Source organism: Micromonospora sp. NPDC005710, assembly GCF_040630995.1.
GTDB lineage: Bacteria > Actinomycetota > Actinomycetes > Mycobacteriales > Micromonosporaceae > Micromonospora.
Map to the genome: position 1 here is coordinate 155,956 of NZ_JBEXYP010000004.1, position 16,422 is coordinate 172,377.

Genomic DNA, 16,422 nt, shown 5'->3' on the forward strand with positions numbered 1-16,422 from the left:
CCTGCTTCCCACCCCGCCGCCCCGTGGCCCACAGTGGCCCGCGAGCCGGCGCGGCTCCCATCGCACTGCTCTCTCCCCGAGGTGCCGACCATGGAGACCGTCGTCTTCTACCAGTTCGTGACCGAGGTGCCGCAGGCCGCCGCCATCTGGTCGACGCTGTTCCTGCTGACCCTGGGTCTGCTCACCGTGCTGGCCGCCCGCCCCGAACGGGAACGGCCCACCGACGATCCGCCCCCGGCCGAGCCCACCGCCCGGGAGGTGGCCGCCGCCGAGGCCGTCGACAGGCGCCGCTACGCCGAGGAGGTGGCGGTGGCCGCGGCCGGCGCGGCCACCACCGCCCGGCGCCGACGCGCCGCCTGGCTGACCGCTCAGGAGCAACTGGAGAGGGCCTGGGCCGGGTACGACGAGGCGGACGCCGTCGCGCGTCGCTTCGCGGGGGCCGGGGCGGTGCCCACCCCGCAGACCCCGCACACCCCCACCGAGTACGCCGCCCGGGAACGCTACCTGCACCGCGCGGCGATGGCGGCGTACTGGCGGGGCGACCTCACCATGGCCCAGCTCGGCGACGTGTTCGGACACCGGCGCGGTTGGGATCCCCGGCGACACCCGGTCGAGCAGGAGGTGCTGATCAGCCGGGTGGTCCGGGACGCGCGGCGGGCCGACTACCAGGTGGCCGCCGCCCGTGAACGGGCCGTCTGGCGCGACGCGGAGTTGGCCGCCGAGTCGGCTCGCACTCTCGCCGAGGAGGCGTACGCGGCGGCGGCCCGCCTGCGCCCGACCCCGCTGCCCGCTCGCCGGTCGGTGGCCCGGGCGATGCGACCCGCCGTCGTGACACGGTGGCTCCCGGCCCGGGTGAGTTGAGCCCGATCTGTGATGTGAGGCCGCTCACCCAATAGCGGAATCGGACGGTCGACGCGATCGGTGGCATTGTTCTCGCGATTATGGTCGCCTTCTTCGCGGCCTGTCCGGTTGTCGACCACAGGCGCCACCGTAACCGGTTGTCCCATCGAGTCACATCATCGGCAATACGCGCAGAAATTGTCGCGTCAATTGGGGTTTACGCAGGTGAACCTGGCTTGGCAGGGCGTGGAGAGGCCAGTAGTGTCGTCCCGTCCGGTGCGGTAACCGATCGCAAGACGCGACGCCGCGCCGACCCGCTCAATCGTGATCAACGAACCGGGGACCCATCAGTAAGTCCGGGGTGAATCCGCGAGCCACGGCCCGCGGTAGGGCGATCTTCCCGCCCGAATCCGTCAGCTAACCCGGTAGGCGGTGTCGGAAGGAGTCCCATCCTCGTGCAGCACCTTTCCACCCCTCGGCTGTTCCCTCGCCTCCACGGCGCGGCGGTGCACCCGCTCATTCGTCACACGACGGTGAGCTGACCCCCGGGTCATCGCCTTACCCGCCCGGCCGCGCCGGGCGTTCCCCTGAGCGGTTCACCATCCGCGGACCACTGTCCGCGCGCTGGCGCCTGCCCGGATACCGGTCCGGCCCCGGTGTGCCGCTCACCCCCCGATCCGTGGAGGACCCCGTGAAGCACACAGTGAAGCGCCAGCTCCGCCGCCTCGCCACCGAGCGCCCGTACCAGATCGTTGCCGCCTCCGCCGCGGCCCTCGCCATCGCCACCACCACCGGCGCCCTGCTCACCACCGCCGACGACGCCCCGGCCGGCCACCGCCCCGCGACCACCGTCGCCGAGATGCGCAGCGACGTCGCCGCCTCCCAGGGCGAGGTGACTGACGCGTCCCCGTCGGCCAGCGCCGCGCCGACCACCGCCGCCCCGACCACCACCGCCGCCTCGCCCGCCGCCAAGGCCAAGAGCAACCCGGACCTCACCCGTAAGCCGACGCCGCCGAAGCCCCCCGCGACCAAGGTGCTCGACTACGACTACGAGGCGCAGAACACCTACTACAACTGCGGGCCGGCGGCCACCCGCAACGCGCTCAGCGCGAGCGGGATCGACCGCACCCAGGAGGAACTCGGCGCCGAACTCGGCACCACCGAGATGGGCACCAACTCGGCCGAGGACACCACCCGGGTGCTCAACGCCGAGGTGAAGGGCTCCCCGTACCGGACCCGGATGTTCCTCGGCGCACCCAGCTCCGCCCAGATGGACCGCCTCCAGGCCGACGTGGTGACTGCCATCACCGACGGCCGTGGCGTGGTGGCCAACGTCGTCGGAGACGCCACCGACACCGACGGCAGCTGGCACTCCTACGGCGGCGGGCACTACATCGCCGTCGTCGGCTACAAGGACAACGGTCGCACCGTGCGGATCGCCGACTCGGCGAACCCGAGCGACCCGTCGTACTGGATCACCACGATCGACCTGGCCAACTGGATCGCCAGCCGGGGCTACTCCGCCTGACCCAGGCACCCTGACCGCCGCGGGCGCCGTCTCCCACAAGGGGCCGGCGCCCGCGGCGTCTGTCCGCGCGGCCCGCCGTCCACGGCTCTCGTACCGGGTCGTGAACCGTGGAAGACTGCGACAGTGGTGGAGAAGACGGGTGGTCCCGCCGGCCGTGGGCCGGTCCTGCTGCTGCTGCACGGCATGGGCGCGACCGGGGACGTGTGGTTGCCGTGGGCTCCGTACCTTGAGCAGCACTGGCCCGGGCGGTGGCTGGCACCGGACCTCGCCGGCCACGGCTGGGCGCAGCCCCTGCCGTCGTACTCCTTCGCGGGCTTCGCTCGGCAGATCGCCCAGGCCCTCGCCCCCGACGACCGGCTGGTGGTGCTCGGGCACTCGCTGGGTGGGGTGGTCGGCCTGGCGCTGGCCGCCCGCGATACCGGAACGCCAGTGGACGCGGTGGTCGGGCTGGGCATCAAGACGGCCTGGTCACCCGCTGAGCTGGCCCGCGCCGCCGAGGTCGCCGCCCGCCCGGTGAGCTGGTTCGCCAGCCGCAGCGAGGCGGCCCGCCGCCACCTGCGCGTCGCCGGACTGGCCGGCCTGGTGTCGCCGGACCACCCGGTGGTCGACGCCGGGCTGCGTCAGGTCGACGGCCGGTGGCGCCTCGCCATGGACCCGGGAGCCTTCGCCGTCGGCGAGCCCGACCTGGCCGCGCTGCTGGCGGCGACCGACGTGCCGGTGGTGCTGGCACGCGGGGAGAACGACCCGATGGTCACCGACGAACAGCTCAAGGAGTACGGCGTACCGGTCGCCACCCTGCCCGGTCTCGGGCACAACGCGCACGTGGAGGACCCGGCGGCGGTGCTGGCGCTGCTCGACCCGTACCGGTGACCGGTCACACCGGTGCGGACGCGGTGAGGGTCTCGGCGGGGGTCAGCTCCCGGCGGGCGGCGGTCAGGAACGCCTCGGCGTACGACTCGGCCGGAAAGTCGCCCAGGTAGCGGCGGCGGGTGGCCCAGCGGGCCTCGGCCAGCGGATCGGTGTCCAGCAGGGCGGTGAGCACCTCGTCCACGTTGGACATGTCCCGGCGCAGCACGTAACCCGACCCGGCGAGCGGGAACCGCTCCACGAACCGGTCGCCCTCGTCGCTCATGTCGGTGACCGCGTACGGCTTGCCGGAGTAGAGGAAGTCGGAGATCACGCCGGACACGTCGGAGACCAGCGCGTCGGCGGAGTTCACGCACTCGGTCAGGCTCAGCTCCCGCGCCGCCGCGCCGACCACGTGCTGACGGCCGGTACGGGCCCGGTCGGCGACGAGCAACTCGGTCAGGCGGCCCAACTGGCGGGCCGATGCCGGGTTCTGCGCGGTGTACGGGTGAGCCCGCAGGATCACCGTCGCGCCGCGCTCCAGAAGCCGGCGCAGCAGCCCTTCGGCCACCGGCAGCGAGCAGTAGTCGGCGTCGGCGTGGTGCCCGGTCCATGTCGGGGTGTACAGCACCGTCGGGTGCGCCAGCCCACGCGCCGGCTCCGGGCGTACCTCGATCGACTCGACCTGTGGGCGACCCACCACCACGAACTTCTCCGCCGGGATCCGCACCCCGGCGCGGGCGTACCTGTCGATCGCCGCCTGCCCCGCCACGAAGATCCGGTCGAAGATCCCGGACACCGGGTTGGCGCTCGGTGCCTTGTCGCTGTCGCCGTGGTGCAGCTGGATGTGGGTGAGCTGGGTGAAGCGGACGCAGTGGCTGTTCTTCGCCCCGTGGTTGACGTAGAAAGCCGCCCGCAGGCTCGGCACCAACGCCTGGTCCATCGCGCCCAGCGTGGGGCAGTAGACCACCGGGGCGTCGGTGGCCGCGGCGACCGGGGCCAGGAACTCCGGCTCGCGCAGCATGACCAGGAACGGCCGGCCGATCCGTTGCAGGTACGGCAGCCACATGGTGACCTGGTATTCCGAGCCGGGCGGCGCGGAGAAGTAGAGCAGGAACTCCGGCTGGTGCCGGCGCAGCGCGGCGGCCACCGGACCACCACCGGCACGCGGCCGGAACCGCCGCCGGGCCAGGTCCAGTGCTGTCGCACCCGCGCCCGCCGCGACCAGCAGGCTGGCGGCCAGCGCCACACCGGCCGGCAGGGCCAGCGCGGCGGCGAGCGCCACGGCGGCGAGCAGCCCGAGCAGGGCAGTGCCGAGCCGGCCGGCGATCAGCGGCGTCCAGGCGCGTACCGGCAGGTTCGCCGTGCGGATCTCCAGGCTGCCGGCGGTGCGCAGCGGCCCCACCAGCAGCACCAGCCCCAACAGGACCAACCCGGTGGCGACCAGCGCGAGGTCGAGCCCGTCATCCAGCCGCCGGGAGTATCCGACCAGGACCGCCGCGGCGATCAACGCGGTCTCCGCCACCAGGTCGGCGCCGGGCCGGATCCGCTGTTCGGCGGCTGCGGCGGCCAACGCGGCGACGGCCAGGGCCAGCCCCCAACCGGTGGCGCCGGTGAGCGCCAGCACGACGAAGGCCAGCACTGCCAACCCGGTGGTCAGGCACCGGGCGGCCAGCTTTCGGACCAGGTCGCCGCGCATGTCGCTCCGTTCGTGGTTCCGCAGCCGTCGGCGTCAGTTGGCGGAGGTCGCGCCGGCCGGCGTCTCGAGCCGACCCGCCCCGGCCTGCGCCGGCACGCTCGGCGTGGCCCCGTCACCGGGTGCCCGGCGTACGTCGATCACCTGACCGGTCAGGTCGGAGATCAGCACGTCCAGCGACGACTGGGCGACGGCCTCCGCGGCGAGCAGGGTGTGCTCCGGCTCCTCGCCGAACGCCCGCGTCCGCATCGGGGTGGCGGTGCGCTCCGGGTTGATGCAGTTGACGCGGACGCCCATGTCGGCCCACTCGTCGGCGAGCGCCTGGGTGAGGTTGACCAGGGCGGCCTTGGTGGCCGAGTAGAGCGCGTAGCGGGCCCGGCCCCGGGTGTAGGAGCTGGACGTGTAGAGCAGCAGCTGACCCTTGGTCTGTTGCAGGTACGGGAGGGCCTGGCGGGCGATCGTCACCGGGCCGACGAAGTTGACCTGGAGCAGCCGGTCCATGGTCTCCTCGTCCATCTCGGCGAGGGCGCCCTTCTCCAGGATGCCGGCGGTGACCACCACGTGGTCGATCCGGCCGGTGGCCTCGAAGGCGGTCGTCAGCGCCGCCTCGACGTCTTCGGCCCGCTCCACGTGGGTGCCGGTGCTGGACCGGCTGAACGGGAAGACCTGGGCGCCGTAGCGGCGGGCCAGCTCGGTCAGCTCGTGCCCGATGCCGTAGCTGCCGCCGAACACCACGATGGTGCGGCCGGTCAGCTCCTCGCTGTAGCTGCGGTGGTCGGTCAGCCGGGGCGCCTGCGCCGCGGCGAGCTGGAAGAGCTTGTCCGCGAGGTGCACGTCGACCGGGTGGGTGACCTTGATGTTCTCGTCCGAGCCGTCGATCACCTTGATCGGGGTGCCGGGGAGGTAGCGCAGCACCACGCCGCAGTCGTCGGTGGCGGCGAAGTCCGTGTCGTCCTCGGCGATCCGGTACGCCGCCCGGATCGTGGGGGAGCGGAACGCCTGCGGGGTCTGACCCCGGCGCAGCCGGGAGCGCACCGGAATGTCGGTGATGCAGTCGTTCTCGTCGACCTGGATGATCGTGTCCGCGGACGGGATGGCCACGTCCACGGCGTCGTAGCTCCACAGCGCGTTCACGCACTCGCGCACGATCCGGCCGCTGAGCAGCGGGCGCACCGCGTCGTGGAAGAGGATGTTGCAGTCGTCCGGGCCCACCGCGTCGAGCGCGATCCGGGTGGTGGCGTTGCGGGTGTCGCCACCCTCGATCACCTTGGTGACCTTGCGCAGGCCGGCCTTCTCGACGATCTGCCGGGCGTCCTCGACGTGACCGGTGGCCATCAGCACGATGATCTCGTCGATCTCCGGTGCCGCCTCGAAGACCGCCAGGGTGTGCTCGATGATCGGCTTACCGGCGATCTTCAGCAGCTGCTTCGGGATGCCGAGGCCCAGCCGCGTCCCGGTGCCTCCGGCCAGGACCACCGCCACCGTCCGCGAGGGCCGCCACGGCGTCGGGGTCTCCGCTTCGGCGTCCGGGCCAGTGGTCTGGTCCTGCGTCATTGCCGGATCCTCACTCTCAGGGATGCGTTAACGGTAGGTTCCGCCCGAGCGGCGACGGAATGAACCTTAACGCGCGGACCGCGTCGCCCCAACGTGGGCGACGCGGTCCTCAGGTGCCGTGTCGATGCCGGACGTTCGCCGGAACTCTACTTGCTGTTCGCGTACGCCTCGTACTCCCGGATGACCTCGTCGGTCGGCCCGTCCATGCGGATGAGGCCCGATTCCAGCCAGATCGTCCGTTCACAGGTGTCCCGTACCGACGAGAGCTGGTGGCTGACCAGGAACACCGTTCCCGCGCCCTCGCGCAGCTCCCGCACCCGCTGTTCGCTGCGCTTGCGGAAGCCCTTGTCGCCGGTGGCGAGCGCCTCGTCGATGAGCAGCACGTCGTGCTTCTTGGCGGCGGCGATGGAGAACCGCAGCCGGGCCGCCATGCCGGACGAGTACGTCCGCATCGGCAGGCTGGCGAAGTCACCCCGCTCGTTGATCCCGGAGAAGTCGATGATCCCGGCGGCCTGCTTGGCCACGTCGTCGGGGTGCATGCCCATGGCCAGGCAGCCGAGGACGACGTTGCGCTCCCCGGAGAGGTCGTTGAGCAGGGCGGCATTGACGCCCAGCAGCGACGGCTGCCCCTGGGTGTGGATGGCGCCCCGGTTGACCGGCAGCAGGCCGGCGATGGCCCGCAGGATGGTGGACTTGCCGGAACCGTTGCTGCCGATCAGCCCGATCGCCTCGCCCCGGTACGCGGTGAAGGAGACACCCTTCACCGCGTGCACCTCCCGGACGTTCGGCGCGTGGGTGCGCTTGACCAACCGGCGCAGCGCGGCCACCGGCGTGGTGCCACCGGCGGCACCCTGGTGCACCCGGTAGATGATGTGCGCGTCGTCCACGACCACTGTCGGGATGCGCTCCTGAGTCCGGGTCATCGTCGCGCTCGCCTCGATGGGGGCCGCCTCGATGGGGGTGCCGAATCGCTCAACCACGGCCGTACTCCTGTTCGCCGCGCCAGAAGTAGATGAAACCGCCGACGCCGGCCAGCAGCGCCCATCCGGTGCCGACCAGCCAGAGCTGGGTCAGCGACTCGTTGAGCAGCGGTGCCTCCTCGAGCAGCGTGTACCGGGCCAGCTCGATGTAGACGAGCAGCGGGTTGTACTGCACGAGGGTCGTCGCCCAGCCGGGCAGCCGCTCGAAGAGGCTGACGCTGTAGAGGACGCCGGAGCCGTACATCCAGGTGCGCATGATGAACGGCATGACCTGCTTCAGGTCGCTCGACTTGGAGCCCAGCCGGGCCACCATCAGCACCACGCCGGCGTTGAACACCGCCTGCAGGAACAGGGCCGGCACGAGCAGCAGCCACTCCCAGGTGAGCGGTTCGCCGGTGGCCAGCACGATGCCGATCAGAACCACCATCGAGGCCAGCAGTTGCTGGAACTGGGTCATGGTCGTCGACAGCGGCAGGCTGGCCCGGGGGAAGTGCAGCGCCCGGATCAGCCCCAGGTTGCTGCTGATCGACTGGGTGCCGGCCAGGACCGCGCTCTGGGTGAAGTTGAAGATGAACAACCCGGTGGTCAGGTAGGCGATGTAGTTCGGAATCTCGTTCTGACTCAGCACCACCCCGAAGATCAGGTAGTAGACCGCCGCGTTGGTGAGCGGGGTGAGCACCTGCCAGAGTTGACCCAGCTTGGCGTTGCTGTACGAGGCGACGAGCTTGGCGTTGGCGTACGCGGCGATGAAGTGCCGGTAGGCCCATAGTCGGCGGCTGTACTCGACGAGGCTGGGTCGCTCACCGGCGACCCGTAGCCCGTGCCGAGCGGCCAGCTGCGCCTGGGTCAGGCCCGTTTCGGGGTCGACCAGCGCGGTGGTGGCCATGGAAATGGCGCTCCGATCTTTCGTGCAGACGGGGGTTGCTCGCGACGATCGAATCCTAGTGGGAAATATGCGCGGGGCGCCGCCTCGTCGCTGCGTGGACAGTAGTCCGAAACACGTCGGGACGCAACCGTATCGTCGTTGCGCTACGCTGTCCGGCGTGACCTGCGATAAGAGCCCTCGATGACAGCCGAAAAGAGGCGGGCCCCGGCCGGCGCGGCGGTGCTGCGCGGCGAGATCACCACGGCGATCCGCCGGGCGCTGATGCAGGAGCTCGCCGCGGTCGGCTACGGCCGGCTCTCCATCGAGGCGGTGGCCCGGCGGGCCGGCGTCAGCAAGACGGCGATCTACCGACGCTGGAACTCGAAACTCGACCTGGTGTTGGAGATCGTCGCCGCTGCGGCACACGGCAAGCTACCCGCCCTGGACACCGGCACCCTGCGCGGTGATCTCGCGCTGCTGTTCCAGGCGGTGGCCCATGCGCTCCGGCACCCACTGGCGTCGCAGATCATCCCGGACCTGCTGGCCGAGGCGGCTCGAAACCCCAGCATCGACGCCACACTGCGTCAGGTGGTGCACGCCCGCCAGCAGGAGATCGGCGGTCGCCTGGTCACCCGTGCCGTGCAGCGTGGCGAGTTGCCTGCCGACACCGAGCTGGACGCCGCCATCGACCTCATCGTGGGGCCGCTCTACTGGCGGCTCGCCATCGCCCGGCTGCCACTCACCGACGGTTACCTCGACAACCTCGTCGACTCGGTGGCGGCCGGGCTCGGCGCGAACAGCTCGCTGCCCCGCCCCCGTGCGGCACCGATGTCGGGTTGACCAACCCTTCGACACTCGGTCACCGGCAGCAGCGGTCTCCCTGCCCGATTCCGCTACGCTGCCCCCTTGACACCCGGCCGTCACCGTGCCGATGCCCCTCATCCGCCTGACGAGTAAGGACGCCCGTGGCCAACGTCGACAGCATCGCCGTAGCGCCCGCCGAACCGGATCCGACACCGCGGCCCGAGCGGGCGTCCCGGCCCGCCGACGGCCGCGCCGGGCTGTCCCGGGTACGCGCGCTGGTGGCCGTCGCCCCGGCGGTGCTCACCGACGGCGCGGTGATCGCGTTCGCGCTCTTCACAGTGATCTACCACCTGGCCTTCCTGGGTGACCTGCGTCCGTCGGTCACCTTCCGGATCTGGCTGGTGGCCTGTGTGGTGCTCGCAGTGGTGGCAGTGCTGCGCGCCCGCCGCCGCGCCCCGGCCGACAGCACCCCGGCCGACAGCGCCCCGGCCGACAGCGCCCCGGCCGACAGCACCCCGGCGGCGCAGGACGAGCCGGTCAGCCCGCGCCCGGCAGCCGACCGTCGCCTGCTGATCGGTGTTCTGGTCGCCGCCGTCGTGGCCGCCGTCTCCGCCGGTCTGGCCAACACGAGCGTCAACGTCTCCTGGTGGATCCCGGCCGTGTCCGGCCTGCTGGCGGCGGTCGGCGGGCTGCTGCTGGTGCGCCAGGCATGGCTCAGCGGCCCGGCGCCCACCCCGGCCGCCCCGGTGCCCACCCCGGCGCAGTCGGCGTACGCGCTCGTCGTCTCGGTCCTGGTCGGCATCTCGTCGTTCTTCCTGGCCCGCAACACCCCGGACGACGTCTACTACGTCGGCAAGTCCGTCTGGATCGCCGAGCGTGACCTGATCCCGCTCAACGACTTCCTGTTCTCCGAGAACGTGCTGCCGCCGATGGGCTCGCAGCCACCCATCCCGTCGATCGAGGTCTTCGACGGCGCGTTCGCACACGTCGTCGGCATCCACGCCAGCTCGGCCCTCTGGTACGTCCTGCTGCCCATCATGGCCGTGCTCGCGGTGCTGGCGCTGTGGCGGCTGACGCACCGGTGGGCCCCGCGCCGTCCGTTGCTCGCCTTCACCGTGGCGGTCGCGTACCTCTACCTCGTCGCGGGCGGGGACGCCGCGCTCGGCACGTTCCACCTTCCCCGGCTGCACGAGGGCAAGGGCATGTTCGTCTCGGCGGTCATCCCGCTGATGTGGCTCTACCTGACCGAGTGGTTCGACAACCGGTCGCGGCGCAGCCTGCTGCTCATCGTGGCGCTCTCCATCACCGCGATCGGGCTCACCAACACCGCGGCGATCATCCTGCCGATGCTGGTCGGCGCCGCCGGCTTCGCCATGCTGCTCGTCGGCCGGTGGAAGGCGGCCGTCGTCGCGGCGGTCGCCGCCCTCGCGTACCCGATCGGCTCGCTCGTGGTCTCCCGCCTGGTGCTCGGCGGGATGACAGCGACCGGCGCGGACGACGCCTTCTTCGACGCGGCGTACACCTACCGGCGGACCCTCCTGTTCGGCGTGGTCGGGGTGATTAGTGGCCTGGCGCTGTGGTGCGGGGCGTTGGTGGCCCGTCGGCGTACGCCGGCGCTGCTCGCCGCCGGCGCCGCCCTGGCGCTCAGCGTCTTGTTCGTGCCCGGCGTCCTGGAACTGCTCAGCGCGTTGACAGGCATCTCGGTGGTGCTCTGGCGCGTGCCGTGGCTGCTCGCCCTGCCGACGCTCATCGGTCTGCTCTGCACCGTGCGCGTGCCGGCACCGACCCGGGCGCTGCGCCGGGCGGCGTCCGGGGGCATCGCGGTGCTGCTGGTGGCCTCGTTCGCGCTGTTCGCCACCCCGATGTGGTCGCCCAAGAGCTGGGTCGAGGTGCACGACCGCCCCACCTGGAAGCTTCCGCAGCAGCGTCAGGCGATCGCGTTCTGGATCAAGGACCTGGACCGTCCGGAGGGCCTGCTGCTCGCCCCGAAGACGATCATGCGCACCACGCCCGTCGTCACCAGCGAGGTCCGGGTCGTCCTGCCCCGCGACTTCTACCTCGTCGAGTACGACCTCAGCTCCCAGTTCGCCAAGGACCGACTGCTGCTCGCCGGCTTCGCGGACGGCACTGCCAGCCCGACGCCGGCCGAGCTGAAGCCGGCACTGGACCGCGTCGACGTGGGCACCATCTGCGTCTACAACGGCAACCAGTACGCCCGCGACACCGCGCCGCAACTGGGCTACCAGGAGTTCGCCACGCGCAAGGCGCCCGGCGCGATGACCTGTTTCCGGCGGGTCGGCTGAGCGCTGCACCCGCACCGCGCGCCCGACCCCGTGGTCAGGTCGGGCGCGCCGCCGGGCGAACTTTGCCCGAAATGGTGCCGGATACCCGAGCGACACCGAGCTGTCCCCTCGCGTTAAGGTCGCAGTCACACGCAGCCGGCCGCGACTGAGCCGCTGCGCGACGGGGGAGTGACGTCGGTCCATCACGGGCACCGCCCGCAACGAAATCTCGTAGGGAGCGAACTCGTTTGTTCGGCACGTTGACAGGACGCCTCGGAGTGGCCGCCCAGAGTGCGCTACTGGTTCTGGCCTACCTGGTCATGCTCGTCGGTGGCGTATTCGGTTGGGTCGGCCTGTTCGCCGTCGCCGGGTTGGCCGCCATCCTCGGTGAGTTCGCCGTAGCCCGCTGGTCACCATCCTCGCAGCTGCTGTTGGAGAAGGTGGGCCTTCACTGGTCGTACCGGCAGCTGACCCGCGACCTCGCCGCCGTGTTGCTCGTCACCGCCGAGGTGCGGCTCAGCGGGGGCGAGCTGACCCTGCTGCTGGTCCTGCCGGCCGCGGTGTGGGTCGTGTCGGTCTTCGCCGGTGCGCTCTCCACCATGATCGAGCGACGTAACCCGCTCTCCGCAATGGTGCGCAACATCGAGCTGGGTCCTCTGTCCAGCGCCCCCCAACCGCCCGCCTGGGCGGCCGCGGTCGCCGGTGACCGGATGCCGTTGCTCAACCTGCTGCTGGTGCCGGCCGGCGTGGCCGCCGCGGTGCAGCACGATCCGACGCCGTTCTTCGTGGCCGGCGCGGTGGCGGTCGTGGCGACCGGACTGGTGGGCGCCATCATCGCGCTGACCTGGCTCCGCGGTCGGGGCGCCGGGCAGGGCCCGCTGCTGCCCGCAGTCCAGCGCTGGATGGACAACTACCGGCCGGAGGTGGCGCTCTACTTCGCCGGCCCGGCCAAGGACGTCTACCAGGCGAACATGTGGCTCGCCCCGACCGAGGCGCTGCAGCAGCGCGCGGTGGTGCTGATGCGCAGCCGGGACGCGTTCCTGGAACTGGCCGACACCCGACTGCCGGTGATCTGCGTACCGGCCGGGGTCGACTTCATGAACCTCGACCTCGGCGGCATCCGCGCGGCGCTGTACTCCGCGAACGTTGGCGCGAACATCCACATGCTCCGCGAGCCGGGGACGAAGCACGTCTTCGTCGGGCACGGCGACAGCGACAAGCAGGCCAGCGTCAACCCCTACAGCAAGGTGTACGACGAGGTCTGGGTCGCCGGCCTCGCCGGCCGGGAGCGCTACGCGCGGGCCGGCGTGGGCGTTCTCGACTCGGACATCGTCGAGATCGGCCGGCCGCAACTCGCCGGCGTGCACACCTTCGGCGCCGAGTCGGTGGACCGGCCGTTCACAGTGCTCTACGCGCCCACCTGGGAGGGCTGGCTCGACGACGACCCGTACCACACCTCGCTGGTGCTGATGGGTGACCGGATCGTCAAGGGCCTGCTCGCCACGAACCCCCGGGTCCGTCTGATCTACAAGCCGCACCCGCTCACCGGCTCGCGGTCCAGGGCGGCGAAGGTCGTGCACGACCGGATCGTCACCGCGATCCGTGCCGCCGGCGGCAACCCGGACGCGTCCTCGTTGGACGGCACCGCGCACCTGGTGGTCACCGGCCGCACGCCGGCGCTGTTCGACTGCTTCAACCAGACCGACCTGCTGATCAGTGACGTGTCCAGTGTGGTGTCCGACTTCGTGCAGAGCCAGCGGCCGTACGTGGTGGCCAACCCGGCCGGCCTGTCGGAGGACGAGTTCCGCCGCGAGTACCCGACGGCGCGGGCCGCGTACCTGCTCTCCAAGGACTGCGGTGAGCTGGAGAAGATCGTGTCGGTCACCCGGGCCGGCGACGACCCGATGACCGAGGCCCGCCGGGAGCTGAAGACCTACCTGCTCGGCCCCGCCGAGGCCAACCCGATGGACCGGTTCCAGGAGGAGATCGACCGGCTCTGCCACTGAGCCCGTCCGCACGGCCTCGCGCCCGATCCGACACCGTCGGGTCGGGCGCGGTGCTGTCAGCCCAGCAGTGCGGCCACGGCGTCGGCGACCGGGAGGTCCGCGGGCAACGCCTGCGCCACCGCCACCGCCGCGACCGGCAGCGGGCCGTACAGGTGCGGAAAGAGCTGCCCGCCGCGCGACGGTTCCCACCGCAGCGCGTCGCCCAGGCGCTCCTCCTCGACGCTGAGCACCGTCAACCCGGTCGCACCGGTGAAGTGCCGCCGCGCCGTCTCCACCACCTGGTCGGCGCCGGAGAGGTGGATGAAACCGTCCTGCCGGTCCACCGCGGAGCCGGCGAAGGCGCCGACGGTGAGCGCGTCGTCCCATTCCGCGTTCGACAGCAGTTTGTAGATCACCACAGCAGCGTACGGGGCCACCGTCGACGCACCCGCCCGGTTTTCGTCGGTACCGCCGCGCCCGTCGCCTCCCGCCGGGCATGCTCAGGTCAACGGCCGCGGAGGGATGGGCGATGCAGAGCTACGACGATGACTGGACCGACAGCCAGCGCGCGCTGTACGACGAGTGCTACCGGGCCGGCGGCGAGTGGGCCGAGGACCCGGACACGCCGTCCGACGACGTGCAACACGTGATCAACCTGGCCGAGGCGGACGACGACGCCTTCCAGGATGCCGAGATCGACTATCCGCCCCTCGTCGACGCTGTCACCCAGGCCAGCGGGGTCAACGTCACGAGCGTGCCGGCCAGCCACGAGGACCCGGGTTTCCGCGGGTTCACCGACGGTGTGCGGGACGCCACCGCCGACGACACCTTCGGTCTGTAGCGGCAGGTGGCCCGCCCGGCGCGGGCGGGCGGCCCTCCCGGTCCACGCGCGCTTCTGCCACCATTCGCAGAACAGCGCTGCGACGGACGGGGGCACGGGTGCGAATCCTGCTGGTGGAGGACGACCGCCGGGTGGCCGCTGCGCTGTCCTCCGCCCTCACCCGCCGGGGCTACGAGGTCGAGCACGCGGCGACCGTCGCCGCCGCGCTCTCCGCCGCCCCCTGTGACCTGGTGCTGCTCGACCTGACCCTGCCCGACGGGGACGGCACCGACCTGTGCCGGGAACTGCGTCGGCGCAGCAGTCACCTCGGCATCATCGCGGTGACCGCCCGGGGCGAGGAACGTGACCGGGTGCTGGGTCTGCGTCTCGGCGCTGACGACTACGTGGTCAAACCGTTCTCGATGGTGGAGTTGCAGGCCCGGATCGAGGCGGTGCTGCGCCGCGCCGCGAACGCCGCGCCCGAGCGGCACCTCATCGAGGCCGGGCCGGTCCGCATCGACGTGGCCGCCCGGACGGTTACCGTCGACGGCCGCCCCGTGACGTTGACCCGCAAGGAGTTCGACGTCCTCCTCTCGCTGGCCCGTCAGCCCGGGGTGGCGGTGCCCCGCGACCGGATCCTGCTCGACGCCTGGGGCACCACCTGGGCCGACCGGCACACTGTCGAGGTGCACGTGGGGTCGCTGCGCGGCAAGCTCGGCGACGCCCGCCTGGTGGAGACCGTGCGCGGCGTCGGCTACCGGCTGCGGGACGCGTGAGGAGCTGACGTGCGCCGTCGCCTGGTGATCAGCTATCTGCTGCTGATGGTCCTCGTCCTGATCGCGTTGGAGACGCCACTGGCCGCCACCATGGCCAGCCGCGAGACCGAACGGGTCCGCGCCGACCGGCTCGCCGACGCCACCCGCTTCGCCTCGCTGGCCGGGCCGGCGTTGCGCGACGGCGGGCCCGGCCCGATCGAGTCGGAGCTGGCCAGCTACGACGACCTGTACGCGATCGGCGCCGCGATCGTCGACCGGGACCGGAACATCACCGTCTCGTCGCCGAGGTGGCAGCCCGGCCCGGGGACCGCGACGGTGCTGGACGTCGCACTGTCCGGGCAGCAGACGAGCGCCCCCGAGTCGGTCTGGCCCTGGACCACCGACCCGGTGGTGGTGGCGGTGCCGATAAACGACGGAGGTGAGGTGCTCGGCGCGGCGGTGATCGTGACCCCGTCCGGCCCGATCCGCCGAGCCGTCGTCGCGTGGTGGCTGCTGCTCGCCCTGGCCGGTCTGCTCGCCGTGCTGGCCTGCGTGCTCACCGCCTTCGGGCTGGCCGGCTGGGTGCTGCGCCCGGTCACCGAACTGGACGCGGTCACCCACGAGATCGCCGAGGGCGACCGGGGCGCCCGGGTGCAGCACCGGCTGGGACCGCCGGAGCTGCGCCGCCTCGCGGCCAGCTTCAACCACATGGCCGACGTCGTCTCCGACGTGATGGACCGGCAGCGCGCCTTCGTCGCGCACGCCAGCCACCAACTGCGCAACCCGCTCACCGCGCTGCGACTGCGGGTGGAGGAGTTGGGGCCCAGCCTCTCCGACCCGGACGGGCGGTCCGAACACCGGCTGGCGCTCGAGGAGACCGACCGGCTGGCGTTGGTGCTCGACGCCCTGCTCACCCTCGCCCGGGCCGAACGCGAGGAGAACGAGCGGGTCACAGTCGACGCCGCGGCGGTGGCCGCCTCCCGGGTGGCCGCGTGGGCGCCGCTGGCCCGGCACCGCTCGGTGGCGTTGCGGCTGGCCACGAGCGACGCCCCGGCGTACGCCCAGACCGTGCCGACCGCCGTCGACCAGGCGTTGGACGCGCTCATCGACAACGCGGTGAAGTTCAGCGGTGCGGGCGGGGCGGTGACGGTGACGGTGGCCCGCCGCGACGGCGGGGTGGCGTTGGAGGTGCGCGACTCCGGCCCCGGCATGACGGAGAGTCAGCTCGGTCAGGCGACCGAGCGGTTCTGGCGGGCCCCGGACGCGCAGAACGTGGACGGCGCCGGGCTCGGCCTGACGATCGCCGCAGTGCTTGTCGACGCGTCGGACGGGCGGCTCACCATGCGCCCGGGGGAGTCCAGCGGGCTGATCGCCGCCCTGTGGTTCCCGACTCCCGCCCTCTCGGTGCCGTCGGCGGACGACGAACCGGCAGTCGAGCCGCACACCTCTGCGGCCCGGTGAGGCCCG

Annotated in this window: 14 protein-coding genes and 1 riboswitch; of the genes, 9 read left to right on the forward strand and 5 right to left on the reverse strand. The window is 72.0% G+C overall.

The window, feature by feature from the left end; translation table 11 throughout:
• Nucleotides 1–90 precede the first annotated feature (90 nt).
• The 3 genes from ABZ406_RS07185 to ABZ406_RS07195 all read left to right on the forward strand — a co-directional run bounded on the left by ABZ406_RS07185 (nt 91) and on the right by ABZ406_RS07195 (nt 3,238).
• Entirely contained in the window at nt 91–861 is a 771-nt protein-coding gene (locus ABZ406_RS07185) for a hypothetical protein (RefSeq protein WP_357756664.1), read from the forward strand.
• Nucleotides 862–1,145: 284 nt separating this feature from the next.
• Nucleotides 1,146–1,287, forward strand: a riboswitch (cyclic di-AMP (ydaO/yuaA leader).
• 232 nt (nt 1,288–1,519) lie between these two features.
• Nucleotides 1,520–2,368 carry a C39 family peptidase gene (locus ABZ406_RS07190; RefSeq protein ID WP_357756667.1) on the forward strand — a complete coding sequence of 283 codons (849 nt, stop codon included), beginning with the start codon at nt 1,520–1,522 and terminating at the stop codon, nt 2,366–2,368.
• 123 nt (nt 2,369–2,491) lie between these two features.
• Nucleotides 2,492–3,238, forward strand: coding sequence for an alpha/beta fold hydrolase (locus ABZ406_RS07195; protein ID WP_357756670.1), 747 nt, complete (start codon nt 2,492–2,494; stop codon nt 3,236–3,238).
• 4 nt (nt 3,239–3,242) lie between these two features.
• On the opposite strand, the gene ABZ406_RS07200 is transcribed toward ABZ406_RS07195, so the two are convergent.
• From ABZ406_RS07200 to ABZ406_RS07215, 4 genes are all read right to left on the reverse strand, one after another.
• Nucleotides 3,243–4,913, reverse strand: a complete 1,671-nt coding sequence (locus ABZ406_RS07200; protein WP_357756673.1) for a CDP-glycerol glycerophosphotransferase family protein — start codon at nt 4,911–4,913, stop codon at nt 3,243–3,245.
• 33 nt (nt 4,914–4,946) lie between these two features.
• Nucleotides 4,947–6,464 (reverse strand): bifunctional cytidylyltransferase/SDR family oxidoreductase, encoded by a 1,518-nt coding sequence (locus ABZ406_RS07205; RefSeq protein ID WP_357756675.1) that lies wholly within the window; start codon nt 6,462–6,464, stop codon nt 4,947–4,949.
• 146 nt (nt 6,465–6,610) lie between these two features.
• Nucleotides 6,611–7,387, reverse strand: coding sequence for an ABC transporter ATP-binding protein (locus ABZ406_RS07210; protein WP_357757263.1), 777 nt, complete (start codon nt 7,385–7,387; stop codon nt 6,611–6,613).
• A 49-nt stretch (nt 7,388–7,436) separates the two neighbouring features.
• A complete protein-coding gene (locus ABZ406_RS07215; protein WP_357756677.1) occupies nt 7,437–8,330 on the reverse strand; it encodes an ABC transporter permease in 894 nt (297 codons plus the stop codon).
• 180 nt (nt 8,331–8,510) lie between these two features.
• Between ABZ406_RS07215 and ABZ406_RS07220 the strand changes: the two genes are divergently transcribed.
• The 3 genes from ABZ406_RS07220 to ABZ406_RS07230 all read left to right on the forward strand — a co-directional run bounded on the left by ABZ406_RS07220 (nt 8,511) and on the right by ABZ406_RS07230 (nt 13,401).
• Complete coding sequence (locus ABZ406_RS07220; RefSeq protein WP_357756680.1) at nt 8,511–9,149, forward strand: TetR/AcrR family transcriptional regulator; 639 nt, start codon at nt 8,511–8,513, stop codon at nt 9,147–9,149.
• Between the two features lie 125 nt (nt 9,150–9,274).
• Nucleotides 9,275–11,416 (forward strand): DUF6077 domain-containing protein, encoded by a 2,142-nt coding sequence (locus tag ABZ406_RS07225; protein ID WP_357756683.1) that lies wholly within the window; start codon nt 9,275–9,277, stop codon nt 11,414–11,416.
• Nucleotides 11,417–11,643: 227 nt separating this feature from the next.
• A complete protein-coding gene (locus ABZ406_RS07230) occupies nt 11,644–13,401 on the forward strand; it encodes a CDP-glycerol glycerophosphotransferase family protein (protein WP_357756686.1) in 1,758 nt (585 codons plus the stop codon).
• Between the two features lie 56 nt (nt 13,402–13,457).
• Here ABZ406_RS07230 and ABZ406_RS07235 read toward each other — a convergent pair whose 3' ends face one another.
• A complete protein-coding gene (locus ABZ406_RS07235; protein ID WP_357756689.1) occupies nt 13,458–13,796 on the reverse strand; it encodes a DUF952 domain-containing protein in 339 nt (112 codons plus the stop codon).
• A gap of 113 nt (nt 13,797–13,909) precedes the next feature.
• Here ABZ406_RS07235 and ABZ406_RS07240 point away from each other — a divergent pair, with 113 nt between their 5' ends.
• From ABZ406_RS07240 to ABZ406_RS07250, 3 genes are all read left to right on the forward strand, one after another.
• Nucleotides 13,910–14,221 (forward strand): hypothetical protein, encoded by a 312-nt coding sequence (locus tag ABZ406_RS07240; protein WP_204944301.1) that lies wholly within the window; start codon nt 13,910–13,912, stop codon nt 14,219–14,221.
• A gap of 98 nt (nt 14,222–14,319) precedes the next feature.
• On the forward strand, nt 14,320–14,976 hold the full coding sequence (locus ABZ406_RS07245; protein ID WP_357756693.1) for a response regulator transcription factor: 657 nt from the start codon (nt 14,320–14,322) through the stop codon (nt 14,974–14,976).
• A gap of 9 nt (nt 14,977–14,985) precedes the next feature.
• Nucleotides 14,986–16,416 carry a HAMP domain-containing sensor histidine kinase gene (locus tag ABZ406_RS07250; protein ID WP_357756695.1) on the forward strand — a complete coding sequence of 477 codons (1,431 nt, stop codon included), beginning with the start codon at nt 14,986–14,988 and terminating at the stop codon, nt 16,414–16,416.
• Nucleotides 16,417–16,422 lie beyond the last annotated feature (6 nt).